Here is a 26,714-nt window from a genome sequence, read left to right as displayed (position 1 = left end):
CGGCAACGCGGGACTGGTGGCCCCGCCGATCTGACCCCAGAACTCCGGTCCCGCTCCAAATGTCGGGCGCCCGTCTCCCGCCACCGGTGATCTGATGACGTAAACGACCGTTCAAAGCAGAACCACTCGGTCCTCTTGGTCGTCTTGAGGGTGAAGCGGAGCCGAGACGTGAGTCAACTCCTGGGTCCGCTGATGCAGTTGAGGGTTCAGAGAGAGGCTTTGAAGTGGTGTTAGTGGATCAGAGGACGAGACGGGTCGGCGCGATCGCGGGCGCTGTGGTCGCGGCGGCCGTGGGCCTTTCAGGCTGCTCGGACGACCCCAAGCCCCGGGAGGACCAGAAGGCGTCCGCGACCGGTTCCCCCGTCGACAAGACGAGCGAGCCGGCCGACGGGGACTCGTCAGTGGCGTCGGGCGTGGACCGCTCCTCCGCCGAGAAGGCTGTGTCTGGCTGGGTCGCGGCGCTCATCAAGGGCGACATCGAACAGGCGTGCCTGCTGATGGCGGAACCGGCGGAGGGTTCCACGCCCGCGCAGGTCGGCAGCGAGAAGACGTGCGGCGACAGTGCGCCCGAGCGCAAGCGGATGGAGGCGGCGCTGGGCAAGTTCAAGGAGTCGTTCACCCCCGACCCACCTTCGGACGACCCGAAGGTGGTGGTCACGCAGGCCTCCGGCACGGGTGACCAGGTCACGGTCCCTGCCGCCAAGATCAACATCGACGGCCAGGCCCTCGACAAGGTTGTCCTGTCTCACTCGACCGGCGTGACGCAGGACCAGCTCGACATCAACGTCGAGTCCAGCAGGATCCAGGACTCCTGGTACGTGACCAACCTCGACTTCAACGTCGGCTGAGGCCTGTCACGTCGTATGGCCTGGCTGTGATGACTTGCACCGCGAGCACGCGCGTACGGCCGTGCGGCACGTGAACCGGTAGTCGGCTTCATCCCGCGCAGTCGGATCCGCACGGCCGCCCCGTTCCCTCCTGCAAGACCTGATGTCGGGCAGGAGGGAACGGACCGACCTTCACGTGGCCGTCGAGGCACCTCAGGTGCCCCCGGTTCCGTGCCTCGGACAGGCACTCCCTCGCCTCCGACGGCTCAAGCGGAGCGCCTGGTGCGGATCAGGCCTGCCATGTCCCCTTCACCAGGGCCCGCTCGGTGCCGGACAGGTACACCGCCGCGCTCAGCCACACCTGTGCGTAGCCGTCCGGATCGGTTTGCTGGGTGCGGCCGAAGACGTCGCGGCTCCGCCGGTCGGCCTCCGCGGCGAGGGACTCCGCCAGATCGGCTGCCGTCCGGAAGCCGCTGCGTCGCAACGCCACCGCGCTCGAGGTCCGGGCACCGTCCCGTGCGGGCTCGGCGGCGGCCCGGCGGCCACCGGACACCGCGACCTCGACCAGTCGCCGCAACCGCCACAGGGGCGCCTCGGCCACGGGGTCCGGCGGCAGCGCGGACGGGCCTTCCACCGGCGGGAATTCGGCAGCGGGCGGGAAGTGCGCGCCCTCTAGGCGGTCGTACCCCAGATCGGCGTGGCCCGCCCACTCGGGTGGCAGCCGCAGTGTCGCCGTACCGTCCGGCACGGGGCCCACCGCCAGCGGCCGCAGCGTCGCGGCACGATCGGGGTCGAGGCGGCCGACGACCCGCAGCCGCAGTCCCGGACGCGAGGCGAGTTTGCGGAAGTTGGCCGCATGCGCCAGCTCCGGGTGGCCGTTGGCCGGCAGCAGACGGATCAGCAGCCCTTCGTGGTCGGCTCCGTCGGGAGTCAGCTCTCGTGCGAACAGGTGGTCCTCGGCCGCCCCTACGACGACCACGTCACAGCCGATCAGGTCAGTGGCCTGCGGATCGGTCCGTTCCGTCGCGTCGTCCGGAGCGAGTCGGGCCGCGGCCGCCTGGGCGAGCGGGCGGGAGAAGAGAGCAGCGAGCGGGCCCGATGTCCAGGACAGACCCGTGACCGGGGTGGCCCGTACCCCCTTGCCGGCGCCGAGGCGGCCGTCCGGGGAGACCGTCGCGCCGGAGATCAGCAGGCCGCTCCGGGAGAGCTGCGCGTGATCGAGGCTGCCGGAGCCGAGTGCGACCGTGGCGGTGGCGGCGCCGCGCGCCCGCGCCGGCCCGCCGGGCTTGACGTCCGACACGGAGAGCCAGCGCCCGTCCTCGGCGAGGACATGGGTGACGACCCCGCCGTAGCCGGTGGCCGAGATCACCGGCTCCCGGCACACCCCGTGCACCTTGAGACTGCCGCCGGGACGGTAGCTGCGCCGGGCGGTGCCGAGCAGGGCGGGGTCGGGATCGGACGCGGCGAGCAGGCCGCTGGTGAGCAGCAGCTCCCGTAGGCCGGCGACCAGGTCGGCCAGCCGGTGGCCGTCGTGGCGGGCCCGGGCGGCACGCAGGGCGCGGACCACTCTCAGGGCGGCCGCCTCGGCCCGGTGCAGGCCCGCGAGCCGGGCGGTGTGCGCGGCCCGCAGCACCTCCGCCTGGGGTACGGCACCCGCGCCGGGCACTCCGGCGGCCAGCACGGCCGCCGCCGCGGCCCACAGCCCGGCCGCGGCGGCGACCTGCGCGGCGGTGGGACCGGCAGGGCCGGGCGACGGTACGGCGGTCGCGCCGGTGTCCGATGATCCGGACTGCTGCGCGATGGCGTCCGGTTCGGCCGCCTCGGCGTCGGCCGTGGACGGCTGGTCCGCGGTCTCGGCGAGTGCGTCGGCGTCGGCCACCGGCGCGGCCCCCAGGACCGCCGCGCGATGCAGGCAGCGCGGTGCCAGCAGACAACTGCACTGCGCCTGGGCGGCGTCCGTGACCGCCCCCGAAGGGCCGGGAGCGAGGGTGACTTCGGCGTCCTCGCCGCACCGCACCCGTCGTACCGTGCCGTCCGCGGTGACGGGCAGCGTCGCGTACGTCTCGATCGCGGCGTCCAGCTTCTTGCGCAGCCGGGACGTCAGTTGCTCCACGGCGGCGGCGACCACCTCGGGCGCCACGGGGGGCAGTTCGCTGTTCATCGGTTCTCTCCGCGGAGGCGGTCGCCCACCCAGCGGGCCAGGGCGAGGGGACTGAGGGCGGCGACCGGCATGCCGGCCGCGACAAGCTGTTGGGCGACCGGCACCGAGTAGCGCGGGGCGCCGGTGTCGTCCAGGGCGGCGCAGCCCATCAGATGCACCCCGGAGCTCGCGAGGGCCCGTACCTCGCCGAGGAGCCCGCCGAGCGGATACCCCTCCTCGAAGTCGCTGACCACCACCACGAGGGTCCGGCTGGGCACGGTCACCAGCGACCGGGCGTGGGCCAGGCCGGCGGCGATGTGGGTGCCGCCGCCGACGCGTACTTCCAGCAGCAGCGACAGCGGGTCGTCGACCTGGTCGGTCAGGTCGATCACCTCGGTGGAGAAGGCGAGGAAGTGGGTGCTCAGTGTGGGCACTCCGCCCAGGACGGCCGCGGTCAGCGCCGACCAGACGACGGACGCCTCCATCGATCCGGACACGTCGACCACCAGGACCAGCCGCCAGTCCGCCTCCCGGCGGGAACGGGTGCTGAACACCGGCCGCTCCGGGACGATCAGGGTGCGGCCGTCCTCGGTGCGGCGCGTGTGGGCGAGGTTGGCCCGCAGGGTACGCGGCAGGTCGATCCGTCCTCCCGGTCGGTGGGTGGGACGCGGGGTGGCCAGTCCGGTCAGTGCCGGGCGCAGCCGGGTGGCCAGTTCCTTGGCCAGTTCGTCGACCAGACGCCGTACCAGCGGGCGCAGTCGGGCGAGTTGCTGCTCGGGCATTCCGCCGGCCAGGGACAGCACGGAGGTGAGCAGGTCGACCGAGGGGCGTACCGCCTTGGGGTCGAGCTCGGCCAGGACGTCGGTGCGGCCCAGGTCGGCGGCCCGGGCCAGGACCTCCTCGCGCACGTCGGTGCCGAACAGCGCTTCCAGTTCCTCCGCCCACTCGCGCGCGGTCGGGAAGGAGGCGTCCTGGCTGCCGCCCTGGCCGCCCTCCCGGCCGAGGTCCGAGGAGCCCTCGCCGCGGCCGGTGCCGTACAGCTCGTCGAGTGCGTGGGCGAGACGGCGGGCGTTGTGCGGCAGTTTCTCGCTCTGCCTTCCCAGCAGCAGGCGCCAGCGGTCGGCCGGTGTCAGGTGCGGGGCGGGGGCGGGCGGTGTGAGGTGCGGGGCGGGGTCGGCCGGTGTGGGGTGCGGGGGAGAGTCGGCCGGTTCCTCGGTCGGTCTCGGTTCGTCCCGCGAGGGGTCCGCCACGGTGCCCGCGGTGCCGTCCAGTCCCGTTCCCAGCGGCGGCCGCAGGGACGTCACCGCCGTGCGGCCCGCCGCGTCGGCGGCCGTCCACAGGGCGAGCAACTGCGGTGACGCGCTCAGCGACAGGTCGAGACGGTCCCCGAGGCGTTCGGTCACCGTGGACAGCAGACGGTCGCGGCCTGCCGGGCTGAGGGTGTCGAAGCCGCCGCGAAGGGCGGGCAGCCGGTCGAGGAACCCCTGGTCGGTGAGCGTGTCGATCCGGTCGAGCAGCGGGTCCAGGGCGGTCGGCGCCGACTGGAGCAGCGGTGCGGCGGCGCTGACGAGTCCCGTGAGCCGGCGGCTCAGCGCCTGCCGGGCATCAGGGCCGGTTGCGTTGTCGATCCAGCTCGCCGCCCGGCGGCCGAGGGTGTCGGCGTCGTCCAGGTCGAGCATGACCCGGGTGGCGAGCGCGGCTCCTTGCATGAGCGGTGAGCCGTGGCGTGCGAGCTCGTGCAGGGCGTCGTCCATCCGCAGGCCCAGGCGGTGTTCGCCCGCCCGGGAGGCCAGCGCCACGAGGGCGTCCGCGTCCTGCGGGTCGTCACTGCCCGCAAGGCCCGGCAGGGACCGTACGGCCGACTCCATCAGTTCCGTGGCCAGTTCCGCGGCGCCCTGCCGGCTCGTGGGCGTGGTGCCGGGCAGATGGCCGCGCTGCAGGGCCTCCAACAGGTCCAGGGCGGTGAGGAGTTCGGGCAGGGTGGCACAGGCGGGCAGGATCTCGGCGGCGTCGGCGAGCCGCTCGGACACCAGCGCGGGCAGATCGCAGCGGGCGGCGTCGCGCAGTCCCGCGAGGACCAGGGCGCTGGTGGGTCCGCCGTCCGCCGCCTCCTTGCGGAAGGTCTCCCGCAGGGTGCCCTCGGCGGCCAGGGCCGCGGTGACGCCGCGGATGCCGGCCAGGTCCAGGCGGACCGGCACCGCCGGTGTCCAGGCCAGACGCCACCGGGTGCTCAGAGCGGCCGCGTCACCGGTGCCCGCCACCTGGATCGGCTCGCCGTAGCCGGTGCCGCACACCGCCAGCCGCTGGAGGAGGACTTCGCGGCGGCCGTCGAGGGCCGAGCGCAACGGGTCGAGCCGCAGCTCGCGCGGTGCCGGGTCGTCCGGTCCGGGCAGCCGCAGCGAGGCGAGTTCGGCCTCGACGGAGGGGCCGAGACCGGAGCGGGGAGTGCCCGGGGCGACCCGGCCCCGGTCGGTGCCGACCAGCACGGTTTCCAGCGCCCGGGCCAGCGCGCGGCCGCGGCCGAGCGGTTCGCCCTGACCCATGACCGTGGTGAGCGCCTCCAGCACCTCGCCGCGGCCGGGTGCCGCCAGTCCGCGCAGCCGGGCCAGGTCGCACGCGACGCGCAGGGTCTCGCGGGCCTCGCCCGTGCCGGCGACGTGTCCGGCCGCCCGCAGTTCGCGGCACACGTCGGTGATCGCCCGCGCGGCCGCGTCGTGCAGCCGCTCGGGGTCGCCGCCCGCCGTGAACACGGCCTGCTGCCAGCGCGGGTCGCGGATGCCCGCCGGATAGCCGGAACGCGAGTCCAGCAGGTCGAACGCGTACGGCACGAGGGAGGTGACCACGGTCGGAGCGTCCCCGGCAACGTCCGGCCCTGTCGGCTCCGTCGCCTCCCAGACCGTCAGCGCGGGGGCGTGGAAAGCTCCGACGACGGCCGCGACCCGGCGGCCGTCGGCCGAGGCGCGGGCGATCGTCTCGCGCATGTGCGCCTCGCGCGCCTGATCCACCGCGGACACGCCGTCCGTCGACTCGGCGTCCCGGCGCAGCGCCCAGCCGACGCCCAGCGCGGCCCGGCGGATCGCCTCGGGCGCGCAGCCCGGGGCGAGGACCTCCACACTGCGGTCCCACATGTCATCACCCTCGCGACCGGTCCCGGACGCGGTCAGCGCCGCCGCGAACGCGGTGGGCGCCTCGGCGGAAGGACCCCGGACGTCCTCGGCCGCGGCGGGCCCCTCGGTACCCCAGCGCGGGTCGGACATGGGCAGGTCGCAGCAGACGACCTCCGCCCCGTGCTCGCGTGCCCAGCGGATCGCCGCCAGTTCGGGCGAGAAGTCGGCGAAGGGGTAGAAGCCGAGCCGCCCGCCCTCGCCGGCCCCGGCCAGCGCGACCGGGGCAAGGGTGCCCGGCGCGCCGAGATGGGGCAGCCACGCCTGGAAGTCGGCGGGCAGCTCCACGCAGACGACCTCGGCGCCGGCGGCGTCCAGCAGGGCGGGCACCGCGGCGGCGAGCGCGGGACTGTGGTGCCGTACGCCCAGCAGGAACGGGGCGGAGCAGTCGGCGAGGGCGGTGAGGGCCGCCCTCGGTTCCAGAGCGAGTGTCACCGGAGGTTCTCCCGCAGGTCCCACAGGCGCCGCCAGGTCGCCGAGCCGTCCTCGGCGCGGCGCCGGACCGGCCCGTCCCAGTAGCCGAGCAGACGCGCGTGGTCGGCCGGGTCGTCCTTGCGGACCACGCCCAGCAGATGGCCGGGCACCAGGTCGAGCGAGTCCCCGCCGGGGAGGTAGGCGGCGGCGACTCCCAGGGAGACGGCGACCTGCACCGCTTCCGCGGTGGACATCACCGTGCCGGGGCGCTCCACGTCCCAGCCCTCGACGGAACGTCCGGCCCGCAGATCGCGGAAGACGGTCACCAGGACGTCGAGCACCGCGTCGTCGACACCGAAGGCCGCGCCCGCCCGGGCAACGGCAGCCGTGGCCTGCCGCTTGACGAGCTCGGTCTCGGCCTCGACATCCGCGATCGGGTGCACGGTCTCGAAGTTGAAGCGGCGCTTGAGGGCGGCGGACATCTCCGACACCCCGCGGTCGCGGAGGTTGGCGGTGGCGATGACGGTGAAGCCCGGGGCGGCGGCGACCTGGGCGTCGTCGGTGCCGGACAGCTCCGGCACGCTCATCCGCCGGTCCGAGAGGATCGACACCAGGGCGTCCTGCACCTCGGGCAGACAGCGGGTGATCTCCTCGACCCGGGCCACCTTCCCGCCGCGCATCGCGGCCAGCACCGGTGAGTCCACCAGGGCCTGCGGGGTCGGGCCCTGGGCGAGGAGCAGGGCGTAGTTCCAGCCGTAGCGCAGGGCGTCCTCGGTGGTGCCCGCGGTGCCCTGCACGGTGAGCGCGCTGGTGCCGCAGACGGCCGCCGCCAGCAGTTCCGACAGCATGGACTTGGCGGTGCCGGGCTCGCCGACGAGCAGCAGTCCGCGCTCTCCGGCGAGGGTGACCACGCACCGCTCCACCAGGGCGCGTTCACCGACGAACTTCGGGGCGACGACGAGTTCGTCCGGCACTCCCTCGGCCGCCTCCGGCAGCTTGAGGGCTTCGCGGCCGCTGCCGCAGACGAAGGTGATCACCGCGCGGGGCGTCAGCAGCCAGCCGGGCGGCCGGGGGCCGTCGTCGTGGGCGGCGAGGAAGGCGAGTTCGGTGGCGAAGCGCTCTTCGGCGGGCAGCGTCTGCCGGGCCGGAAGGGCCGTCACCGTGTCGGTCAGGGGCATGGAGGTCCTTGCTCGGTAGATCGGTCGGTGTCGATGTGTGGGGGAGTTCAGGTGGGGGGAGGGGCGCCGCCGGTGGGCGGCGCCCCGGGCCGGTGATACGTCAGCGGCGGCGGCCCCGCCGGACCTTCAGCTCCTCGAACCGGGGAGCGTCGCCGTCCTGGACCCGCTGCCACGCCCTGCGGAACAGGTCCGCGGCCGGTTCGAACGGCACGATCACGCCGAACGGAGCGTGCTCGTCGCTCATCTCGCCGAACAGCGGCAGCTTCCAGCGCTCCAGCGGCACCCGCGGCGCCGACTGCTCCACCCAGCCGCCGGGCAGGAACAGGGACCGGCCCGCCCGGGTCCGGCTGGCCTCCACCACGAGGTCCGTGGCGGCCAGTTCGGCGCGCGCCGCCTTCAGCCGGGCCGGCTTCCAGCCCGTCCACCGGGCCGTCATGCGGTCGGTCGGGTCGGGCATCGCCAGCAGCATCAGGTACAGCGTGGCGGCGTCCTCGCTCAGGCCGTGCTCCTTGGCCACCTCGGTGACCAGTTCGGGAACCGAGCGGCTGGGGTCCTGCGGCCACCAGGTGGCGTCCTTGCCGCGGTCCCCCGCGATCGGCTCACCGGGATCGGCGAGCAGGGCCGCGAGCCTCTGGTCCCGGACCAGACGCAGTGCCACCTCTGCGGTGTAGGGCTGCTGGTTGTCGACGCGCACCGCGGGCAGGTAGGGGTCCTGGCCCGCCTCGTCGAGGAGGTCGACGCGGATGGCCGGGGCCGGCCGGTCGTCGTGGGTGGCCAGGACGACGGCGCCGTACCGCTCGAAGCCCGGGCCGGTCTCCGTGGGGGTGCCGGCGGTCTTCCGGAAGTCGGGGAGGCTGATGTACCGCCCGAGGTCGAGCATGAGTCCGGGGTGGGCGAGCCGCTCGCGTACGGCGGTCAGGGCCGGGGGCAGCGCGGCGCGGACCGGGTCGCCGGCGGGCAGCCGGTGGGCGAGCCAGGCGAGCAGACCGACCGTGCCGACCAGTGTGTCCGCGGTGAACCCGTCCGTGTCGTCGCCGACGGGCCGCACGCGGTCGCCGCTGACCGCCCAGGTGAGGTCCCGGCTGAGCCGGGGCGAGGCGGCCGGGTCCAGCAGGGCGGGCAGGGCCTGCCGGATCGGCCAGGAGGGGTACCGGAAGGCACGGATCGCGTCACTGAGGAGTGCCTCCGGGACGGCCACCCGCTTGCCCACCTTGGCGTTCCACACCGCGGCGGCGGCCGCCACGTCCGGGCCGTCGGTCCACAGCCGGGCGGGCTCGGCGGGCAGCAGGGCGCCCACGACAGCGGCCCGCACCGCGCCGTCGACGCCGTGCAGTTCGTCCTTGGCGAGCGCCGCCGGGGCCACCTTCACCCCGATGAGGGTGCGGGTCTCGGTGCTGAGGAAGGTGCGCTCGTAGACGTCGATCCCCGGCATACCGGCCACGACGAGCCGGGCCATCGTCTCCGTGACGCCGGTGAGGCGGGCGAACTCCTCGGCGGCCTCCGGGAACCAGGGGGCCGGACCGCGCTCGGCCAGTTCGGCGAGGAACGTGCGCGTACGGCCCGGGACCGGGTTCTCGGCCAGCGGTCGCGCCGGAAGCGCCTGGTAGGGCGGGGGCGTCTCGAAGCGTCCGGCCGGGTCATGGAAGTAACCGGCGAAGCAGGCCCGGTCGTCGTCGAGGGAGTTGCGGCCCGTGACGGCGATGAAGGCGCCGTCGGCGAGCGGGAGCACGCCGTTCCAGGAGCCGTCGCGCCATCCGCCCGCCGTGGTGCGCAGCGTCGCCGCGTCCAGGTGCAGGTGCACCTTCCGCCAGGCGGTGGTGTCGTCCGGTGTCAGACCGAGGCGGTCGAACTCGGCGAGGAGGGTGCACAGCACCTCGCGGTGCTCCTGGGCGGTGGTCCCGCAGGCGGCCCGGTAGGCCAGTGCGGCCGTCCGCTCCAGCAGGGTGTCCAGGTCGGGCTGTCCGGAGGGCAGCGGGTGACCGTCGAGGTGGAGGCGGACCTCCGCGAGGTCGGGCAGGGCGGTGTCCGCGAGTCCGGTGGCGCGGGCCAGGACGCGCAGGGTGCGGAAGACGGTGTCGGACTCGTCGTCGCGGTTCCACCAGTAGCCGCGGGACGAGCCGAGTCCGTTCATCGCCGCCATGAGCTTGGCGTCCGCCGGTCCTGCCGGCCCCTCGTCCTCCAGGCCGCCTTCCAGGGCGCGGGTCAGCCGGGCGGCCGCCGCGTCCAGCACGGCCTGCTGGGCGGCGGCGTAGCGGGCGACTCCGGCGATGCCCTTGACGAGCGCGTCGTGGCTGACCGGAAGGAGGGTGCGGACGACGTCGGTCAGCACCTGCCCGTCCTGGTCGGAGGCGGCGGCCAGCAGGGCCGCGGCCGTGTCCCGGTCGATGGTCCGCAACGCCTTGGACCCTTCGGGGTCACGGGCCGTCAGGCACTCCAGGAACTGCACGGGAGGCAGCAGCAGGGTGCCCTCGCCGAAGTCGCCGGGGGTGCGGTCGGTCTTGGCCCAGGCGGTCTGGACGCCGTCGGCGTCGACCAGGCGGAGTTGCCAGTTGTCGCGGACCAGGGCGGTGGCCCGGTCCGCGCCGGGGAAGACGATGAGCGCGTACGGCACACCGGCCCCGGCGGGCAGGGTGACGCGGCGTCCGGCGAGGTCCTCGGCGCGATGGGAACCGTCCGGCAGCTCGATCACCCGCAGGCCGACCAGGCCGTCCACGGGAGCGCAGGCCGGGGTGGTGCCGGTGGTGGGGGACAGGCGCAGTCTGCCGCTCACGTAGCTGCTGTGCCCGGGTGCGTCGCGCAGGGCGTCGGCGAGGAAGGCGGGCCTGCTCATCCGCCCGCGTTCGTTCGTGGCCGGGTCGTACTCGTACCAGCCGTGCGCCGCCCGGTCCTCGGAGTCCGCGTGCCACACCCAGTAGGACGATCCGTCGAAGAGCAGCGGCCGTTCGTCGGGCAGGGTGGTGTCGCCGGCGTGCACCACTCCGCGACCGGTGGTCCGGCCGCCGCCCGGCAGGGGCAGCGTGATCGGGAAGTCGCCGCGGTACCAGTCCATCTCGGTGCCCCGGGTGGCGTGCGGGCCCTTGAGGGACTCGACGCGGTCGGCGCGCGAGTGCCAGTAACCGCGCAGGCCGTCCCTGCGGGAGTTCCAGTAGACGAGGAGTTCGCCGTCCACGTGATGGAAGCCCGGGTCGCCCGAGACGTCGTTGGCCGGCAGGCGCAGGTCGTGGGTGAGCAGGGTGCCGTCGGTGCCGATCACCCGGGCCTGGGTCTTGCCGGCCACCACGAGGTGGGGCCAGGCGTCGGCGACCACGATGTCCTCCACCCGGTCCTTGGCGACGAGCTGGGCCGTCGCCTCCTCCCAGGCGGGCCAGTGCAGTTCGTCGAAGAGCCCGGCCCGCAGGGTGCGGGCCAGTACCGGCGCGAGGTCGGTGCCGACGGCGGCGCGGACGTCGTCCTCGGCCAGCGCCAGTGCCTCGGCGGGCAGCCATCCGAGCCGGTTCAGCGCGTGGGGCAGTTCGGGCAGGCCCACGGCGGTGAAGCGGCGCACCACGCTGCTGACCCACTCCGTCAGCCAGGGGCGGCCGCCGGGTGAGGCCGCCAGCAGACGGATGGCACGCAGCGCCTGGTCGCCCTGGTGGAAACGGTCGGCGCCGAGCAGGAAGGCGTCGCGGAACCGCGGGTCGGCGCCGAGGAGGGTCAGTTCCCGCTGTCCGTCCCCGATGGCCCATGCCGTCAGCGGCAGCTCCTGGTCCTTGGCGGGAGCGGCGACCGGCACGTCAAGGGACAGCAGCAGGTCGATCAGGTCGATGTCGTGCGTGACCCGCAACCCCCGTCCGGCCGCGGTGAGTTCGGTACGAAGCCTGGCCGCAACCCGCTCCACGAGCGGGTACAGCTCCGGCATCCGGGTGGAGCTGCGCCAGGACCGGGCCCGCTCCCGGAACGCCAGGAAGCGCTCCAGCCAGCCCACCGTGCCGTCGCTCGGCCGCTGTTCCGGGGGAAGGGAGTCGTCCCACAGTCCCGTCGTGGCGCCGGACGTCGCCAGGACCTCGAGCCACATCGCGGGCACGTCCTCCTCGGCGCCGGCCGGGAGCATGTCCAGCAGGGTGCCGCGCACCCGCGGTTCCCGCTCGGCCAGTGCCACCAGCGCGGTCCGGTGCCCCTTCCACCAGCCGCCCGTGGCACGCAGCGTGGCCGGCAGCCCGAGCAGCTCGGCCAGGTAGTCCTGCTCGATCCGGTCGGCGTCCTGGCCGGCGCCGCGGGCCAGCTTGCGCAGGTCGTTGGCCATCTGGGCGGACGGCGGCAGGCCGCCCGCGGTGCGGCGCAGGCACAGGCGGGTGAAGCGCTCCAGCGCCTCGTCGGCGGAGACCCGGGCGGCGAGCTCCCGGCCGTAGGCGGAGAGGACCTTCACCGGCAGCGCCCCGGCCAGCGCGAACTCCAGGAACACGGCGTCCAGGCGGTCCTCCTCCACCACCAGCCCGTGCTCCGCCTCAGCCTTGCGGGCGCGGGTGAACAACTGGGCCGCGTAGGTGGCGTTCTCCTCGGCGAGGAACACCCGGCCGGCCTGCTCGTAGAAGGTCGGCAGGAAGTGCGGCACCGACGCGGCCAGCCGCCGACCGAGTTCCAGATAGGCGTCCAGCGCGGCCTTGGGGCGGGACTTGACCTGCCGGGCCGCCCGCTCCAGGTCGGGGACGACCCCCAGGGCGTGGTGGCCGTCCTCGGGGTGGTGCACCAGCACCCACTCGGGAAAGCCCAGCGACTGGCGCAGTCCGAGGCCCACGACGGCCGGCTCGGCGGCCGGTTCCAGGCCGAGGAAGCCGGCGGCCAGGTCCTCGGCGGCGCCCAGCTCACCGGCGACCAGCCGCACCACGACCCGGTCGTCGAGGCCCGGGTGGCGGTAGGCGCGTGCCGTCAGCGGCACCGCCCGCTCGCCGGCCCCCTCGGTGTCCGGCGGCAGGACCGCGCCCGCCGTCAGCAGTTCCTCGTGCGACACCTGCGTCCCCCCGCTCATGCGTTCTTGCCTTCCTCGATCGTGCGCCCGGCGTACAGCGCCGCGGCCATCCGCATCCCCTCCGACCAGGCCACCGGGCCCACCTCCCGCAGCGGCAGGGCGCGACCGTCCTGGTCCTGCCAGGTGAGGCCGCCGGTCTCCACCGTGTCCTCCCAGTACGGCTCGCCGATCCACACGCTGGCCTCCACGGTGCGCTCACCGTCGCGGACCCGGGCCGTGGAGTAGCCCCCCGAGACGCGGTAGCCGAGCGAACTCGCCCGTGCGGCCAGGGCGAAGCGGGAACGGAACGAGCCTCCGGCGAACTCCCGTATCTCCCGGGCCTTCGGGTCGAGGTCCTCGGGTCGCTGCCAGGTCGCGCGGTGGATCTGCTCCACACGCTGCACGATGCCCAGCTCCGCCGCGAACTCGCGGATGTCGTCGAGGTCAGGGAGCAGCACCGGGTGCGGCAGCGTGACCGTGCGCGGGGACAGCCGTACCGTCTCGCCGTCCAGGTTGACCACGCGCAGTTCGCCGTCCTCCGTGGCGCCGCGCAGGAAACCGACCTCGTCGGGGTCGTCGCCCACCACGGCGAGGTCGCGCAGCGCCGACTGCCAGGCCTCGTCCGGCCATACCCGGGCCAGCAGACCGGTGGGGACGGGAAGCGACGACACCATCCAGGAGTCGACCTGAGCGACGCACGCCGTGGCGTGCCGATCCAGCCATTCGGCGAACCGCCGCAGCCGGTCCACCTCAGGATGGTCGCGCAGCGCGCGCGGCAGCGACTTCAACTGCCGTCCCGCCGCCCGGCCCGAGGTGGCACGCGCCGCCACCCGCCCGTCCACCAGGGCGACCTCATACCCGTCACCCGCCGAGAGCCAACCCACGAGTCCCCGCCTTCCACAACAAGTCAGCAAGAAGAAAGCACAGTTCAGCCGGGTACGTCCCGGCGTCAGTGCGACGATGTGAGGAACGTTAGCGGCGATCACTGACAATCGGTGGCGAGAGCGGGTCACGTAGCTGTCGCGGTCCCGCGTCACGAGTGTGCGGGGTGGGTGCGTCCACGGTTTCGCGGGGCGGGGGAGGGCATGCGGAGGACGTGTCCGACCGTGTGGTTTCGGCCAGGTGGGGGTCGATTGCCGCAAGCGTGGACAACCTGCCGTCGACGCGAATCTCTGCCTGTCAGTTGTTTCTGCGGTCGTCCAGGGCGCGCAACGCCTCGGCCGCCGCCTCGCGTACGTAATCCGACGGGTCGGATTCCAGGGCGGCGATCCGGTCGCGCAGCGCCTTCGCGTCCGAGGGGAGCGTGCCGGTCTCCTCCACCCAGTGGGCGATCCCGTCCGCGGCGGCCTTGCGCATCCACGAATCGGCGTCGTCCAGGTGCCGTACGAAGAGCGGAAGGTCGTGCGGGGTGTCGGTGTCCGTCGCCTTGCGCGGGTCCAGGAGTGACAGCGCGGCCGACCGGACCAGGCGAGAAGGGGTTCGGTCCAGCAGTTCCCGCAGCCCGGGCAGGGCTTCCGGTAGGCCCGTGAGGACCCTCTCCGCCACCCCCACCAGGACGGGGTTGACGTCGAGGCGGGCCACCACTGCCCGCGCGACCGCCGCACGTTCCCATGGCCGGAATCCGGTGTCCGCCACGGCGTCCAGGCCGCGCAGCGCACCTTCGTACACCCCGGGCGCGGCATGGTTCAGCAGGGGCAGCAGCAGCCACACGGCGTCCCATCTCCCCATGCCGCCATAGGCCGTTGCCGCTGCGGCGAGCGTGCGGGGGGCCGTTGCCGGGTCGGTGAGGAGGGCCCGCAGGAGCCTCGCGGCGACCTTGCCGCCCACGGACCCCAGGGCAGTGGCGGCGGACGGTCCCACCCGCTCGTGGCTCAACCAGCGCGAGGCCGGGGCCAGCAGCCGTTCGTCCCCCGACCGTTCGAGCTGGAACAGCAGTTGTGACGCCACGGCCGGGTCCCGCTCCGCATCCAGAGCGGCGAACAGCGCGTCCCGTGTCTCCGGGCGGGCCCTGAACGACAGCCGGAAAGCCACGGCGCAGCGCACTTCGGTGGAAGGGTCGTCCGTCAGATCGCCCAACAACGACGGCAGCAGCCGGTCGACTTGCTGGTCCGACAGCATCCGCACGGCGGGCACGCGGGCGGAGTCCGCCCCCCACTGGGCCGTGCGGACCACCTCCGCCTCGACGGCCGGGTCTTCGCGGAACTCGAAGATCATGGCCCGCGCCCGGCCCCAGACGGCATCCATGGGGTCACCCATCAGCCGGACGAGTGCGGGAACGTCACCAGGGAGGCCCAGCTCCCGCAACGCGTCCAACGCGTTGATCCGCAGGTGATAGTCCGGATCGCTGAGCAGACGCGCATAGGCGTCCACGACCTCGCGATCGCGCAGCCCGAGCCGGACGGACGCCAGAGAGGCCTGCCTGCGCACCCACGGATCGTCGTCGTCCATCAGCGTGCACAGGGTCTCCGCCATGCCCGCGGAGACCCCCAGCCTGCCCAGGCCGACCGCCGCGCCTTCCCGAACCTCGGGAGAAGGGTCGGCGGCCGCCCGTACGAGCACTTCGACGTGCTCGGCGGTGCCGAGTCTGCCCAGCCCCTTGGCCGCCGCCGCCCGTCTCCAGGTGTCGCCCGTCTCCAGCTCCCGCAGGAAGAAGGCAACCTGATGGTCTGCCGTCATGTGCACCCCGGGAAGTAAGACCGCTGAAACGACGGGAGGTTGCACGGACGGACGTCACGGCCGTTTGCCTCGGACGGGAAGTTGCACGGACGGGACGTGAAGGCCGTTCGCCTCAGACGGGAGGTTGCACGGACGGACGTCGGGACCCCTCGCCTCAAGAAGGACCCGAGTCCCCTGAACAGCCACGGGCAGGCCCCTCCGCCGCTGAGCACCAGGACAGCTCAGGCGACAGCCGGTACCCCCGCGGCGCGTTGGCCGAGTGCCTGGTTGTAGCGGCGCAGCAGAAGAAGGGCGGTGGCGGCGAGGCCGGTGAGGAGGCCGAGCCAGACTCCGACGGTCCTCAGGTCGGCGAGCTCGCCGAACAGCCAGGCCGCCGGCAGTCCGATCAGCCAGTAGCCGACGAGCGTGATGCGGAAGCCGCTCCGGGTGTCGTCCAAGCCGCGCAGCAGCCCGACACCGATGTTCTGGGCGCAGTCGAAGAACTGCAGGACGGCCGCGACCAGGAGGAGGTTGGCGGCGATGTCCGTCGCGCTGTTCCCCTCGGCGGCCGACGGGTCGAGGAAGGGGCGCAGGACCACCCCCGGGACGGTCAGGTAGACCACGCCGACCACGGCCATCACCGCGGCCGCGCACGCCAGCGCCGTGTTCTTGATGCGCCGGGCCGCCGCGATCCGGTCCAGGGCGAGTTCCCTGCTGACGTTGAGTGACGCGGCGTGGGACAGGCCCACCGCGATCTGGAAGACGATGTAGATGAGCTGGTTCACCGCGGTGTGCGCGGCCAGGGCGGCACTGCCGAAGGTGCCGATGATCAGGGCGACGACGGAGAAGAAGCCGGCCTCGGAGCCGTAGGTGGCGGCGATGGGGACGCCCAGGCCGGTGAGGCGGCGCAGGGTTGCCGGGCGGGCCTTCCAGATCCGGACGTCCAGGAGCGGGGCGAGCGTCGGGTCACGACGTGCCGAGGCGTAAAGGGCCACGCAGGTCAGCGCGTACACGAGTGAGGTGGCGACGCCGATGCCGGGCAGACCCAGTTCCGGCAGGAGCCAGGTGCCGTGGACCAGGCCCCAGTTGAGGGCGGCGTTGACGGCGACCGAGGCGATGGTGATCCGGAGCAGGGCCTGCGGTCGGCGCATGCCGACGGTGAACTGCCGAATCGCCTGGAACCACAGGCAGGGGATCAGACCGGGCGCGAGTGCGAGCAGCATCGGCCAGGCCGTGTCGACCACGTCGGGGTCCTGGCCGAGGAAGCCGACGACCTGCCCGATCAGCAGGACGACGAGCGCGCCGACGACGCCGGACAGGGTGGCCAGGGCGAGGGCGGCGCGGACGATGTCCCGGACCTCCTCCCTGGCCGCGTCGGTGAGTTCCTCGTCCTCGGCGTGCGCGGAGGCGGCCGAGACCTGGTTGCCCACGGCCGTGACCATGCCGACCCCCATGGTGCGCATCTGGTTGAAGACGACCAGTGCCAGGCCGCCGCCGGCCAGTGCCTCGGCTCCCATCAGACCCATCATCACCGTGTCGGTGGTGGTGAGGGCGACCTGGGCGAGCTGGGTCAGAGCGAGCGGGACGGCCAGGGTCGCCAGGGCGCGGCTGTCGCGGAGCAGGGTGGTGAGCGGTGTCGGCATCGGTGTCAGTTCCCGCGGAGTTCGGTCAGCAGCTCGTCGATCCCGTGCTCGAGAGCCGGGTCGATCAGTGCGTGGGCGTTCATCCAGTCGTCGTTGAAGACGGTGTCCATGTACTTCTCGCCTCCGTCGTTGACCAGCGCGACCATAGTCGTGCCCGGTGCGAGGGAGGAGATCCGGGTCAGCGCCTCGTACACCACCCCGCCCGCGGACCCGCCGACGAGCAGGCCGAGTCGGCGGGCCAGGACCCGCGCGGTGGCGAACGCCTCGATGTCGCCGACCTTGACGCCCTCGTCCAGCAGGTCGTAGTCGACCATGGCGCCGATGGTGGCCCCCTCGGGCGTGCCGGTGCCGGACTGGTGGTAGTCGTGGGCGGGTGGTCCGAAGGCGATCGACCCCTTCGGTTCGACGCCGAGGATCCGCACCCCGGGCACGCTCTTGCGCAGTTCCCCACCGGTCCCGAAGAGCCCGCCGCCCGTCCCCACGGCGCCGATCAGCACGTCGACGCGGCCCTCCAGAGCCGCGTCCAGCTCATGCGCCACCGGCCGGTATCCGTCCCCGTTGGCCATGTTGTTGTGCTGCTCGGTGAAGTAGGCGTTGTCGCTCTGGGCCGCGAGCTTCTCGGCGAACTCCTCGCGGGCGGCGGTGGCGAGCTCCTCGTCACCCTCGTCGGCGACGTACACGAGTTCCGCGCCGAGCGCCTTCATGCCGCGGAGTTTGTCGGCGGCGGCGTGACGGTCGACGACCGCGGTGAAGGTGTAGCCGCGTTCGGCGGCGATCACGGCCAGGCCGAGACCGGTGTTGCCGGAGGTCGACTCGACGATACGGCCGCCGGGCCGCAGCAGCCCGCGGTCCTCTGCGTCGAGGACCATCTGCCGGGCCATCCGGATCTTCGCGGTGCCGGTCGGGTTGAACTGCTCCAGTTTGAGCAGCAGTCGGCTGCCGGTGGCGGTGCGGCACAGTTCGAGGAGGGGGGTGTGGCCTATGAGGTCGGAGACGCGGCTGACCACGGCGGGACGCGAGAGCGCCTTGTCCATCGGATGGCTCCAAGTCGAGAACGTCGGGGAGAGTCAGGCGAGTGGATGGCGGTCGAGCCGCCAGCGGGTCGTGCCGTCGTCGGTCTCGAGAACGACCTTCGGGGGCAGCGGCAGCTCGTGGAAGGGGGACTCGTTGGAGTCCATCTGGTATCCGGCGGTGTTGGGGTAGACGAGCAGGTCACCGACGGCCGGACGGGCGCGGAGCCGTACCTTCCGCCAGGTGACCATGTCCGACTCCAGACAGGTGGCACCGCCCACGCAGGCGGCGTACGGTTCGCCTTGCGGCTCGTGGGCGGGCAGGAGCACCGGATCGGGCAGGTACTCGCTGTTGAACCACTGCTCGGACAGGCTCAGGCTGCTCCCGTCCACGGTGACGATGCCGTAGCCGTCGCGGTCCTTCACGCCCTGCACGCGGAAGACCGTGCACCCGGCACGGTCCAGCAGCGCCCGGCCCGGCTCCAGCAGGAGCTTCACGTCCGCCGCACGCAGTCGTCCCGCGAGGTCGCCGGCGGCGAGGACCGCGCGCAGCGCGTCGGCCCCCGCGACCGGCGAGTGGTACGGGTAGAAGGCGTCCCGGCCGAAAGACTTCCCCGCGTGCCAGTGCTCGGGCCGCTGCACGCGCAGGAAGCGCTCCCAGTGCCCGGCGTCGGTGTAGTCGACGGCGAAGCCGCCGCCGATGCTGATGCGGTCCGCCCGCAGTCCCATGACCCGGGACTTGAGGCACAGTTCGACGAGTTCACCCGCCAACTCCGCGCGTGCCGACGGGTCGTAGCCGGACAGGTGGAAGGAGAAACCCCGCATGTCGACGGTGTCCCCGGCCTGTGCGCAGCGGGCGAGGGCGGCCTCCAGCTCTCCGTCGTCGAACCCGAAGCGGCTGTGCGGATGGGCGGGCGGCAGCCGCCGCAGCAGCACCCGCGCCGGGCGGGCCACGGCCCGGGCCTGTGCGAGGACGTTCTCCAGTTCGTCGGGTGCGTCGACCGCGATCAGGCAGCCCTGCAGGACGGCGACCCGCAGCAGCCCTTCGGCCTTGGCGGGGCCGGTGACCACGACCTCCTCGCCGCGCACCCCGTGCCCGAGCGCGTCCCGCAGTTCCCCGGCACTGGCCACGTCCACGCCGGTACCGGACAGCGCGCAGCGGTCCATCCACACGGCGGCCTTGTTGGCCTTCTTCGCGTAGTACACGCGACCCTCGACACCGGCCTCGCGCAACACACCTTGGAAGGCGGCCGTGTTGGCGTCGAAGCGGTCCGGGAGCAGCAGGTGGAACGGACCGCCGAGCGCGTACGACAGTTCGTGCGGCAGCCCGCCGGCCAGGATCGCGTCGAGCTGCGGATCCGGGTGGGTGGGCAGCGGCGGCGCCGCTCCGCCCGAACGGGTCACCGCCACAGCGACACCCGCGTTCCCAGGCCCTGTTCGACGGCCAGTTGCGCGAACCGGTGCCCGAGCGCGATGTCGGTGACGACGAGACCGCTGTTGTAGGCGAAGATCCGCTCGTCGGCCGAGCGCCGACCCTCTGCCCGTCCCACCACGACCTCGGGGAACTCGGCGTCCACAGGCGGGAATCGGCCGTCGGCGTCGGCCATGTCGGTGCCGGTGACCTTCATCTGCGCCTCGCTGGTCGCGATCACCCGGTCCGCCTCGTGCAGTGTGGAGGGCGCGATGCCGTGGCCGACCAGGACGGACAGGGCGCTGGGCTTCAGGTCGGCGGCCTCGACCGCGGCGGGTGTGTGCTGTCCGGCGGTGGCGACCACCACGTCGGCGTCGGCCGCGGCGGCCCGTACGTCGTCCACGACCTCCAACTCCCGGTCGGGGAAGTAGTGGTGGAGTCGTTCGCGCACCGCGGCGAGGCCCTCGGGGTGGGTGCCGTGGACCATGAGCCGGTCCAGGTCCGGCAGGGTCGTGAGCAGGAAGGGCAGGGCGAGCCGGCCCTGGGTCCCGGTGCCGATGACCAGTGCGCTGCGACTGCCGGGCGCCGCCAACTCGCGGGCCAGCAGCGCGGAGACGGCCGGGGTGCGCAGCGAGCCCACGCGCGAGCAGTCCATCATCGCGACCGGCAGGCCGGTGACGTCGTCGTAGATCGTGAGCGTCGTGTAGTAGTGCTGCTCGTCACGGCCCTTGTCGAGCCCGTGCTTGTACGAGGTCTTGATCGCGACGACCTCGCGGACGCCGTCGCGGCCGAGCATGGCGTACGAGACGGAGTGGCCGTCCTCGGGCTTCACGGTGAGTTTGCGCGGGTTGGCCGACTTGCCGTCGGCGAGGCTGCGGTAGGCGTGCTCGACGACGTCGACGACGTCGGTCAGCGATATCTCGATGCCGGCGATGTCACTGGTGCTGAGGAGGCGCAGGGTGGTGTCGTCCGCGGTCATGGCTCTTCCTTTCCGGGTGGGGCGTCAGAGGTGGGCCACGAGCGCGGCCTGGCCGTAGCCGTGCTCGTCCGCTTCGGCGAGGGGGCGGCTGCGGCGGCCGGGGACGCGTACCGAGGCGCGCTTGAGCCAGCGGTCGGTGCCGTCGTAGCGGGGGCTGAACGGCACCCGGCCGTGGACGACCAGGTCGTTGTCGACGACCAGCACGTCCCCGGGCTCCAGGGCGACAGCGACCGACACGCGTTCCAGTTCGGCGGTCAGCCGGTCGTAGGCGGCGCGGTGGTCGGGCGGTGCCTCGTGGAGCGGGGTGTAGGCGGGGTCGTAGCGCAGGGTCGGGCCGTCGCCGGTCTGCCACAGGGTGGGGACCTTCGGCGGTTCGTCCGTGAAGTCCCGCGCCTCGGCGTAGGCGTCGTCGGGGAGGATCGGCAGCACGGGGCGGGAGAGCAGCGCCATGTCGTCCGCGTCGAGCCGCACCTTGCGGATGCTCGCGGCGGTGGTGGCGACGGCGTCGTGGTTGCGCATGCAGGCGAGCAGCAGCAGATGGGCCCGGCCGGGGTGGAAGGCGTCCTCGGTGTGCGGGCTGAGCAGCACGGCGCTGCTCGCGCCGGTCTGTTCCCGCTCATGGCCGGGGGCGGGCACGATGTTGTGCACGAAGCGGCCCTCCTGCTGTCCCTCCCAGGCGATCGGGTGGCCCATCGCGGTGGCGAGCAGCAGCAGGATCACGTCCCACTCGGCCGCGCTGTCGCCCGCGGTGGCCCAGCTCGCGGGAGTGGGCCCGATTCCGCCGTCGTCGAGGGGCAGGCCGCGCAGGACGTACAGGCCGTCGTCGGTGTCGACCGGCCGACAGTGGTGGCGAATCGTTTCGCCGAAATGGGCGGCGGAGGCGGCGATCCTGCGCAGGAACTCGGGTCGCGTGGTCGAACTGCCGAAGTCGGCAAGGGTCTTCTGGGCGGTGGCGGTCAGCTCGTGGACGGCGTGCGCGTCGAGCTGCCGTAGGGGTGCGGCTCCCGTGGGCATGGCGGAGTCATCCGTTCCGGGTGCTGGGCGGGGTGCTACGGACAGGCATGCTGTGAGATTGCTGTGCCTCGGCGCGCCGAAAGCTATCAGTGGAAATTAGGTAAGGCTATCCTTACTTGGATCCGTGCTCCCGACGGGGTGAAATCGCGCTCGATGCGTCAACCCGTGCTCCTGTGCGCCCACTTGACGCCCCGACAGGAGCGGGTGGAAACCGCCTCACAGCTTGCACAAAGGATCTCCTTAGGGTAGGCACACCTAAGTAATCTCTCCGTGTGAGTGGAACGAGGTCGTACGTGAACTGGAACAGACGCCAAGTGCTGTGGGCCGGCGGTGGCATGAGCGCGGCCGCACTCCTGGCTGCCTGCGGTGGCGGCGACGAGACCTCGTCCGGGTCGTCGGCGAAGGGGGACGAGAAGCCGCGCTCCGGCGGCACCCTCCGGGTCGGTGCGCTGGGCCGCGCCTCGGCCATCACCCGCGACCCGCACGGCACCCAGGCCAACGAGAGCGACTACCTGATCATCTCGCTGGTCCACGACACGCTCACCGTCCCCGGTACCAGGCCCAACACCGCCCCCCGCCTCGCCGCCTCCTGGAAGGCGTCGGACGACCTGAAGACCTGGACCTTCACCCTCGCGAAGGGGGCGAAGTTCCACGACGGCACCCCGGTCACCGCCGCGGACGTCGTCTGGTCGCTGAAGCGGCTGCGCGGCACCCCCTCGGGCGCGTCCCGGCTGCCGGGCATCAAGCCGGAGAACATCAGGGCCGAGGGCGATGACACCGTGGTCCTGGTGTCCGACTACGCCAACGCCGAACTGCCCCTGCTGACCCGCCTGACGACGTTCGTGCTGAAGAAGGACACCGCGGACAAGGATCTCGGGAAGGCGCCCGGCACCGGCCCGTTCAAGCTGGACTGGTTCCGCTCCGGCAACGCCCGGCTGGTCCGCAACGACGACTGGTACGGCGGTGACGTCCTCCTCGACGCCGTCGAGGTCAAGATCTTCGAGAGCCCGCAGGCGATGGCCAACGCCCTGCTCGCCGGGCAGATCGACGTGGCCTCCAACGTCGGCGCGGTGGCCGCCCGTACCGCCGAGAAGCGCGGGGACGTCCAGATCGTGCGCCGCCCCAACGACATGGCGATGCCCATCGTCATGCGCACCGCCGACGGGCCGTTCGCGGACGCGAAGGTGCGCGAGGCCCTGCGGCTGGCCGTGGACCGCCGGGCCATGGTCGAGCAGGTGCTGTCCGGCTACGGCACGGTCGCCAACGACATCCTTGGCACCGGTGACCCGGCGTACGCCAAGAACATCCCGCAGCGCACGCGCGACCTGGCCAAGGCCGGACAACTGCTGAAGGAAGCCGGCTTCGACCTGTCCAGGACGTACCGACTGCTCACGACCGAGGACATCGCGGGCCTCGCCGAGGCGGCCACCCTGTTCGCCACCCAGGTCCGCGAGGTCGGGGTGAGGATCGAGGTGGTGAAGCAGGAGTCGGCGACCTTCTGGGACAAGACCTGGCTCAAGGGCGACCTGTACACCACCTACTGGGGCACCAACGACTCCGTGGTCTTCTTCGCCAGCAAGACCATGGTCTCCGACTCCGGGCAGAACGAGGCGGGTTGGAGGAACGCCCGGTTCGACGCCGCGTACAAGAAGGCGATGGCGACCAAGGACGCGGCGGCCCGGGCACAGGTGCTGCGCGAGTTCCAGCAGATCGAGCACGACGAGTCCGGCTATCTGCTGTGGGGCATGGCCGACGGCATCGACCTGGCCGCCGCGGCGGTGCGCGACCTGCCGACCCTGCCCGGCTACGGGCGCGTCCAGCTCGAGACGGCATGGCTGGCTCGCTGACGGAGGCCGTGCGACGCGGGCCGACCGGGGGAGACCAACCCCGGACGGCCCCCGCCGTCGTACGTCTCCTGTGGCGCGTGGCCGGACTGCTCGCGCGCCGGGCCCTGCTGCTGGCCGTGCTGCTCGCGTGCGTCTTCGCCTCGGTGGAGCTGCTGCCGGGTGACGCGGCCGACGCCACCTCCGAGCGCGGGGAGAGCGCGGCCGACCTCGCCGAGCGACGGCACCTGCTCGGCCTGGACCGGCCGGTCCTCGAACGCTTCTGGGAGTGGATGACCGGCCTGCCCACCGGCGACCTCGGCACCTCCGCGCGCGGCGAGCCCGTCGCCGACCTGCTCTCCAGGCCCTTCCCCAACACCCTGCTGCTCGGGGGGCTCGCGCTGCTGCTGACCCTGGTCGCCTCGGTCGCGCTCGGCTGCTGGGCGGCGGCCCGGCCCGGCGGCAGGACCGACCGTGCCGTGTCGGGCGGTGCCACCGGGGTGCTCGCACTGCCCGAGTTCGTCGTCGCGGTGGCCCTGGTGCTGGTCTTCGCGCTGTGGACCGACTGGCTGCCCGCGGTCACCCTCACCGACGCGGACGGGTCGCCCGCCTCCTGGCGGATGCTCGTTCTGCCGGTCCTCGCGCTGGCGATCCCGCAGATCGGGTGGAACGTCCGGATCGTACGGGCCGCCCTCGCCGACGAGGCCAGGGCGCCGCACATCGAGACCGCCGTACTCGACGGGCTGCCCCGGCACCGGATCTTCACCCACCATCTGCTGCCCGGCGCCCTGCCGACCGTCGCGGCCGGTCTCGCCACCTCCACGGGCATGCTGCTGGGCGGCGCGGTCGTAGTGGAGACCATCTTCAACTACCCCGGTATCGGGTCCGTCCTCGCCGGTGCCGTCACCGACCGGGACAGTCCAGTGATCGCCGGGGTGGTCGCCGTCACCGGAGCCGTCATCACCGGCGTCCTGCTGCTCGCCGACCTCGTACGCGCCTGGGCCTCCGGAGGCCGGACATGACCGTATCCGCACCCACCGAGCACCACGTCCCTCCCGTACGACGGTTTCCCGGGCGAGCCCGACCGGTCCTGCGGATGCTGCCGGCCCTGGTGCTCCTCGCGCTCGCCCTGGCCGGACCGTGGCTCGCCCCGCACGCCATCGACGTCCCCGTCGCCGCCCCCTACGCCGAACCCGGCGGGAAGGCCCCCTTCGGCGGCGACCAGTTGGGCCGTGACGTGCTCAGCCGGGTACTCGCCGGAGGGCGCGAACTCGTCGTCACCTCCCTGCTCGTGGCCGTGCTCGTCACCGCGACCGCCGCCCTGCTCGGCGCGGTCAGCGCCCTGCGTCCGGCCGTCGGACGGATCGTCGAACGGGTGGCGGACGTGCTGATGCTGCTGCCCGCCGTCCTCGGCATCCTGCTGGTCACCCTGTCCTGGCCGGGCGGCGGACGGCTCGCCGTCGTCACCGCGGCCGTGGTCCTCGGCGTGCCGTACGGGGTGCGCCTGGTGGCCGGAGCGGGCGCGCCCGTGGCGGCCTCCGGTTACGTCGAGGCGGCCGCCGTCGGCGGTGAACGCCTGTGGCACCTCGTCGCACGCGAGGTGCTGCCCAATCTGCGGGCCACCCTGCTCGCGCTCTTCGGACTGCGCTTCGTCGCCGCCGTGTACCTCGTGGCCACCGCCGGCTTCCTCCAGGTGGGCCCCCAACCACCGGCCGCCGACTGGGCGTTGATGATCCGTGAGAACTCCGCCGGCATCCTCCTCAACCCCTGGGCCGTGCTCGCCCCCAGCATCGCCATCGGCCTGCTCGCCATGAGCGTCAACCTGGCGGCCGCCGCCCTCGTACCCCCGACCGGCCGGAAGGCGGTACCCGCACTGTGAACCACATGCCCGACTGGTACTCCCACAGCCAGGCGGCGGAGGGCTCGGGCGCGGTCCGGGTCACCGGCCTCACCGTCACCGCCCCCAGCGGCCGGCTCCTGCTCGACCGGGCCGGCCTGGAGCTGGTCCCCGGCCGCGTCACCGCCGTCGTGGGCCCCTCCGGCTGCGGCAAGACCACCCTGCTGCGTGCCGTGGCGGGCGCCCTGCCCCCGGGCACGGAACGCACCGCCGGCACCGTCACCGTCCTCGGCCGGGACCCCCTCTCCCTGCCCGCCCCCGCCCTGCGCACCCTGCGCCGACACCACCTCGCCTACGTCGGCCAGGACCCCGGCTCCGGTCTCAACCCGCGTATGAGCGTGCGCCGCCTGATCGCCGAAGTCGCCGTGGACCGCAGCCGCAAGGCGATACACGCGCAGCTCGCCGAGGTACGGCTGCCCGTCGACGGAGGACTGCCGGACCGTCGTATCGGCGGACTCTCGGGCGGCCAGCAGCGCCGGGTCGCACTGGCCAGGGCCCTGGCCCGCCGCCCCGCCGTCCTGCTCCTCGACGAGCCCACCGCCGGTCTCGACCCGGCGCTGCGCGACGAGATCGCCGACCTCCTGCGCCACCTCGCCGAGCACCACCGGATCGCCATCGCCCTGTCCTGCCACGACGCCGACCTGATCGCCCGGCTCGCGGACGACGTCGTGGACCTGACCGGCCCGCGCGCCAAGGCCGCCGCACCCGGCCCGCGCCCCACGGACGAGCCCGCCCGCACCCCGCCCGAGGCCCCGCCCGTCCTCACGGCATCCGGTCTGCGCGCCGCCCACACCCACCGGGGCCGACGCGTCCCCGTGCTGCACGGCATGGACCTCACCATCGCGGCCGGAGGCAGCCTGGGGGTGGTCGGTGCCTCGGGTTCCGGCAAGACGACCCTGTTGCGCGCCCTCGTCGGCCTGCACCGCCCCACCGCCGGCGCGGTCGTCCTGGACGGGGATCGCCTCGCCCCGGTGGCGCACCGCCGTTCCCGCGAGCAGCGCCGCCGTCTCCAACTCGTGCCGCAGGACCCGCTCGGCACCCTCAATCCCAGCCGCACGGTCGGCACGACCCTGCAGCGCCCTCTGCTGCTGCACCGCCGGACCGGCCGGGCGGAGGCCCCCGCCCGCGTCCTGGAACTCCTGGACCAGGTCGGCCTGCCCGCCGCGGCCGCCGATCGCTACCCCCACGAACTGTCCGGCGGACAACGTCAACGCGTGTCCATCGCCCGCGCGTTGGCGGCCGACCCCGACGTGCTGTTCTGCGACGAGGTCACCTCCGCGCTCGACGCGGACACCGCGGTGGCCGTCATGGACCTGCTGACCGAACTCCGCGACCGGCGGGGCCTGTCCCTGGTCCTCGTCAGCCACGACCTGAGCCTCGTCGCCGACCGGACGGACTCACTGGTCGTCGTGTCCGAAGGGCGGGTGGTCGAATCAGGGCCCACCGCCCGCCTGTTCAGTTCACCGAGCCATCCGGTGACGGCCGAGCTGGCGACGGGGGTTCCGCTGGGCGGCTGACAACTCGGTCGGGCTGTCAGCCGCCCGGGGCCCGGGGGCGCGGGTGGCCCCTGGGCTG

Annotated in this window: 16 protein-coding genes; 5 read left to right on the top strand and 11 right to left on the bottom strand. The window is 73.4% G+C overall.

Annotated features, from left to right (window positions below; translation table 11 throughout):
• Nucleotides 1-233: 233 nt before the first annotated feature.
• Nucleotides 234-848 (top strand): hypothetical protein, encoded by a 615-nt coding sequence (locus ACZ66S_RS34500; RefSeq protein WP_469905497.1) that lies wholly within the window; start codon nucleotides 234-236, stop codon nucleotides 846-848.
• A 268-nt stretch (nucleotides 849-1,116) separates the two neighbouring features.
• Here the strand turns inward: ACZ66S_RS34500 and ACZ66S_RS34495 are convergent, their stop codons facing one another.
• From ACZ66S_RS34495 to ACZ66S_RS34445, 11 genes are all read right to left on the bottom strand, one after another.
• A complete protein-coding gene (locus tag ACZ66S_RS34495) occupies nucleotides 1,117-2,988 on the bottom strand; it encodes a hypothetical protein (protein WP_469905496.1) in 1,872 nt (623 codons plus the stop codon).
• A complete protein-coding gene (locus ACZ66S_RS34490; protein WP_469905495.1) occupies nucleotides 2,985-6,566 on the bottom strand; it encodes a DUF5682 family protein in 3,582 nt (1,193 codons plus the stop codon). Before ACZ66S_RS34490 ends, ACZ66S_RS34495 begins: the two co-directional genes overlap by 4 nt.
• The gene (locus ACZ66S_RS34485) at nucleotides 6,563-7,723 is read right to left on the bottom strand and encodes an ATP-binding protein (RefSeq protein ID WP_469905494.1); all 1,161 of its coding nucleotides are present in this window, start codon (nucleotides 7,721-7,723) and stop codon (nucleotides 6,563-6,565) included. The genes ACZ66S_RS34490 and ACZ66S_RS34485 overlap by 4 nt, the downstream gene beginning before the upstream one ends.
• 100 nt (nucleotides 7,724-7,823) lie before the next feature.
• Nucleotides 7,824-12,728, bottom strand: coding sequence for a DNA-binding protein (locus tag ACZ66S_RS34480; protein ID WP_469905493.1), 4,905 nt, complete (start codon nucleotides 12,726-12,728; stop codon nucleotides 7,824-7,826).
• The gene (locus tag ACZ66S_RS34475; RefSeq protein ID WP_469905492.1) at nucleotides 12,725-13,591 is read right to left on the bottom strand and encodes a DUF4132 domain-containing protein; all 867 of its coding nucleotides are present in this window, start codon (nucleotides 13,589-13,591) and stop codon (nucleotides 12,725-12,727) included. The genes ACZ66S_RS34480 and ACZ66S_RS34475 overlap by 4 nt, the downstream gene beginning before the upstream one ends.
• 295 nt (nucleotides 13,592-13,886) lie before the next feature.
• Complete coding sequence (locus ACZ66S_RS34470) at nucleotides 13,887-15,383, bottom strand: HEAT repeat domain-containing protein (RefSeq protein ID WP_469905491.1); 1,497 nt, start codon at nucleotides 15,381-15,383, stop codon at nucleotides 13,887-13,889.
• Between the two features lie 221 nt (nucleotides 15,384-15,604).
• Complete coding sequence (locus ACZ66S_RS34465; protein WP_469905490.1) at nucleotides 15,605-17,005, bottom strand: MATE family efflux transporter; 1,401 nt, start codon at nucleotides 17,003-17,005, stop codon at nucleotides 15,605-15,607.
• Nucleotides 17,006-17,010: 5 nt separating this feature from the next.
• A complete protein-coding gene (locus ACZ66S_RS34460; RefSeq protein WP_469905489.1) occupies nucleotides 17,011-18,039 on the bottom strand; it encodes a cysteine synthase family protein in 1,029 nt (342 codons plus the stop codon).
• 33 nt (nucleotides 18,040-18,072) lie between these two features.
• On the bottom strand, nucleotides 18,073-19,425 hold the full coding sequence (locus tag ACZ66S_RS34455) for a type III PLP-dependent enzyme domain-containing protein (protein ID WP_469905488.1): 1,353 nt from the start codon (nucleotides 19,423-19,425) through the stop codon (nucleotides 18,073-18,075).
• Entirely contained in the window at nucleotides 19,416-20,405 is a 990-nt protein-coding gene (locus tag ACZ66S_RS34450; protein ID WP_469905487.1) for an ornithine cyclodeaminase family protein, read from the bottom strand. The genes ACZ66S_RS34455 and ACZ66S_RS34450 overlap by 10 nt, the downstream gene beginning before the upstream one ends.
• Before the next feature lie 24 nt (nucleotides 20,406-20,429).
• Nucleotides 20,430-21,419 (bottom strand): TauD/TfdA family dioxygenase, encoded by a 990-nt coding sequence (locus ACZ66S_RS34445; protein ID WP_469905486.1) that lies wholly within the window; start codon nucleotides 21,417-21,419, stop codon nucleotides 20,430-20,432.
• Between the two features lie 293 nt (nucleotides 21,420-21,712).
• Here ACZ66S_RS34445 and ACZ66S_RS34440 point away from each other — a divergent pair, with 293 nt between their 5' ends.
• The 4 genes from ACZ66S_RS34440 to ACZ66S_RS34425 are packed head-to-tail and all read left to right on the top strand — an operon-like array spanning nucleotide 21,713 to nucleotide 26,656.
• Nucleotides 21,713-23,266, top strand: a complete 1,554-nt coding sequence (locus tag ACZ66S_RS34440) for an ABC transporter substrate-binding protein (RefSeq protein ID WP_469905485.1) — start codon at nucleotides 21,713-21,715, stop codon at nucleotides 23,264-23,266.
• Nucleotides 23,251-24,264 (top strand): ABC transporter permease, encoded by a 1,014-nt coding sequence (locus ACZ66S_RS34435; protein ID WP_469905484.1) that lies wholly within the window; start codon nucleotides 23,251-23,253, stop codon nucleotides 24,262-24,264. Before ACZ66S_RS34440 ends, ACZ66S_RS34435 begins: the two co-directional genes overlap by 16 nt.
• Nucleotides 24,261-25,121 (top strand): ABC transporter permease, encoded by an 861-nt coding sequence (locus tag ACZ66S_RS34430; protein ID WP_469905483.1) that lies wholly within the window; start codon nucleotides 24,261-24,263, stop codon nucleotides 25,119-25,121. The genes ACZ66S_RS34435 and ACZ66S_RS34430 overlap by 4 nt, the downstream gene beginning before the upstream one ends.
• Nucleotides 25,118-26,656, top strand: coding sequence for an ABC transporter ATP-binding protein (locus ACZ66S_RS34425; RefSeq protein WP_469905482.1), 1,539 nt, complete (start codon nucleotides 25,118-25,120; stop codon nucleotides 26,654-26,656). The genes ACZ66S_RS34430 and ACZ66S_RS34425 overlap by 4 nt, the downstream gene beginning before the upstream one ends.
• Nucleotides 26,657-26,714: the final 58 nt, after the last annotated feature.

Source organism: Streptomyces sp. NPDC107471 (assembly GCF_055582845.1).
The sequence above is the reverse complement of the archived record's forward strand: the minus strand, read 5'-3'. Positions and strand labels throughout refer to the sequence as shown.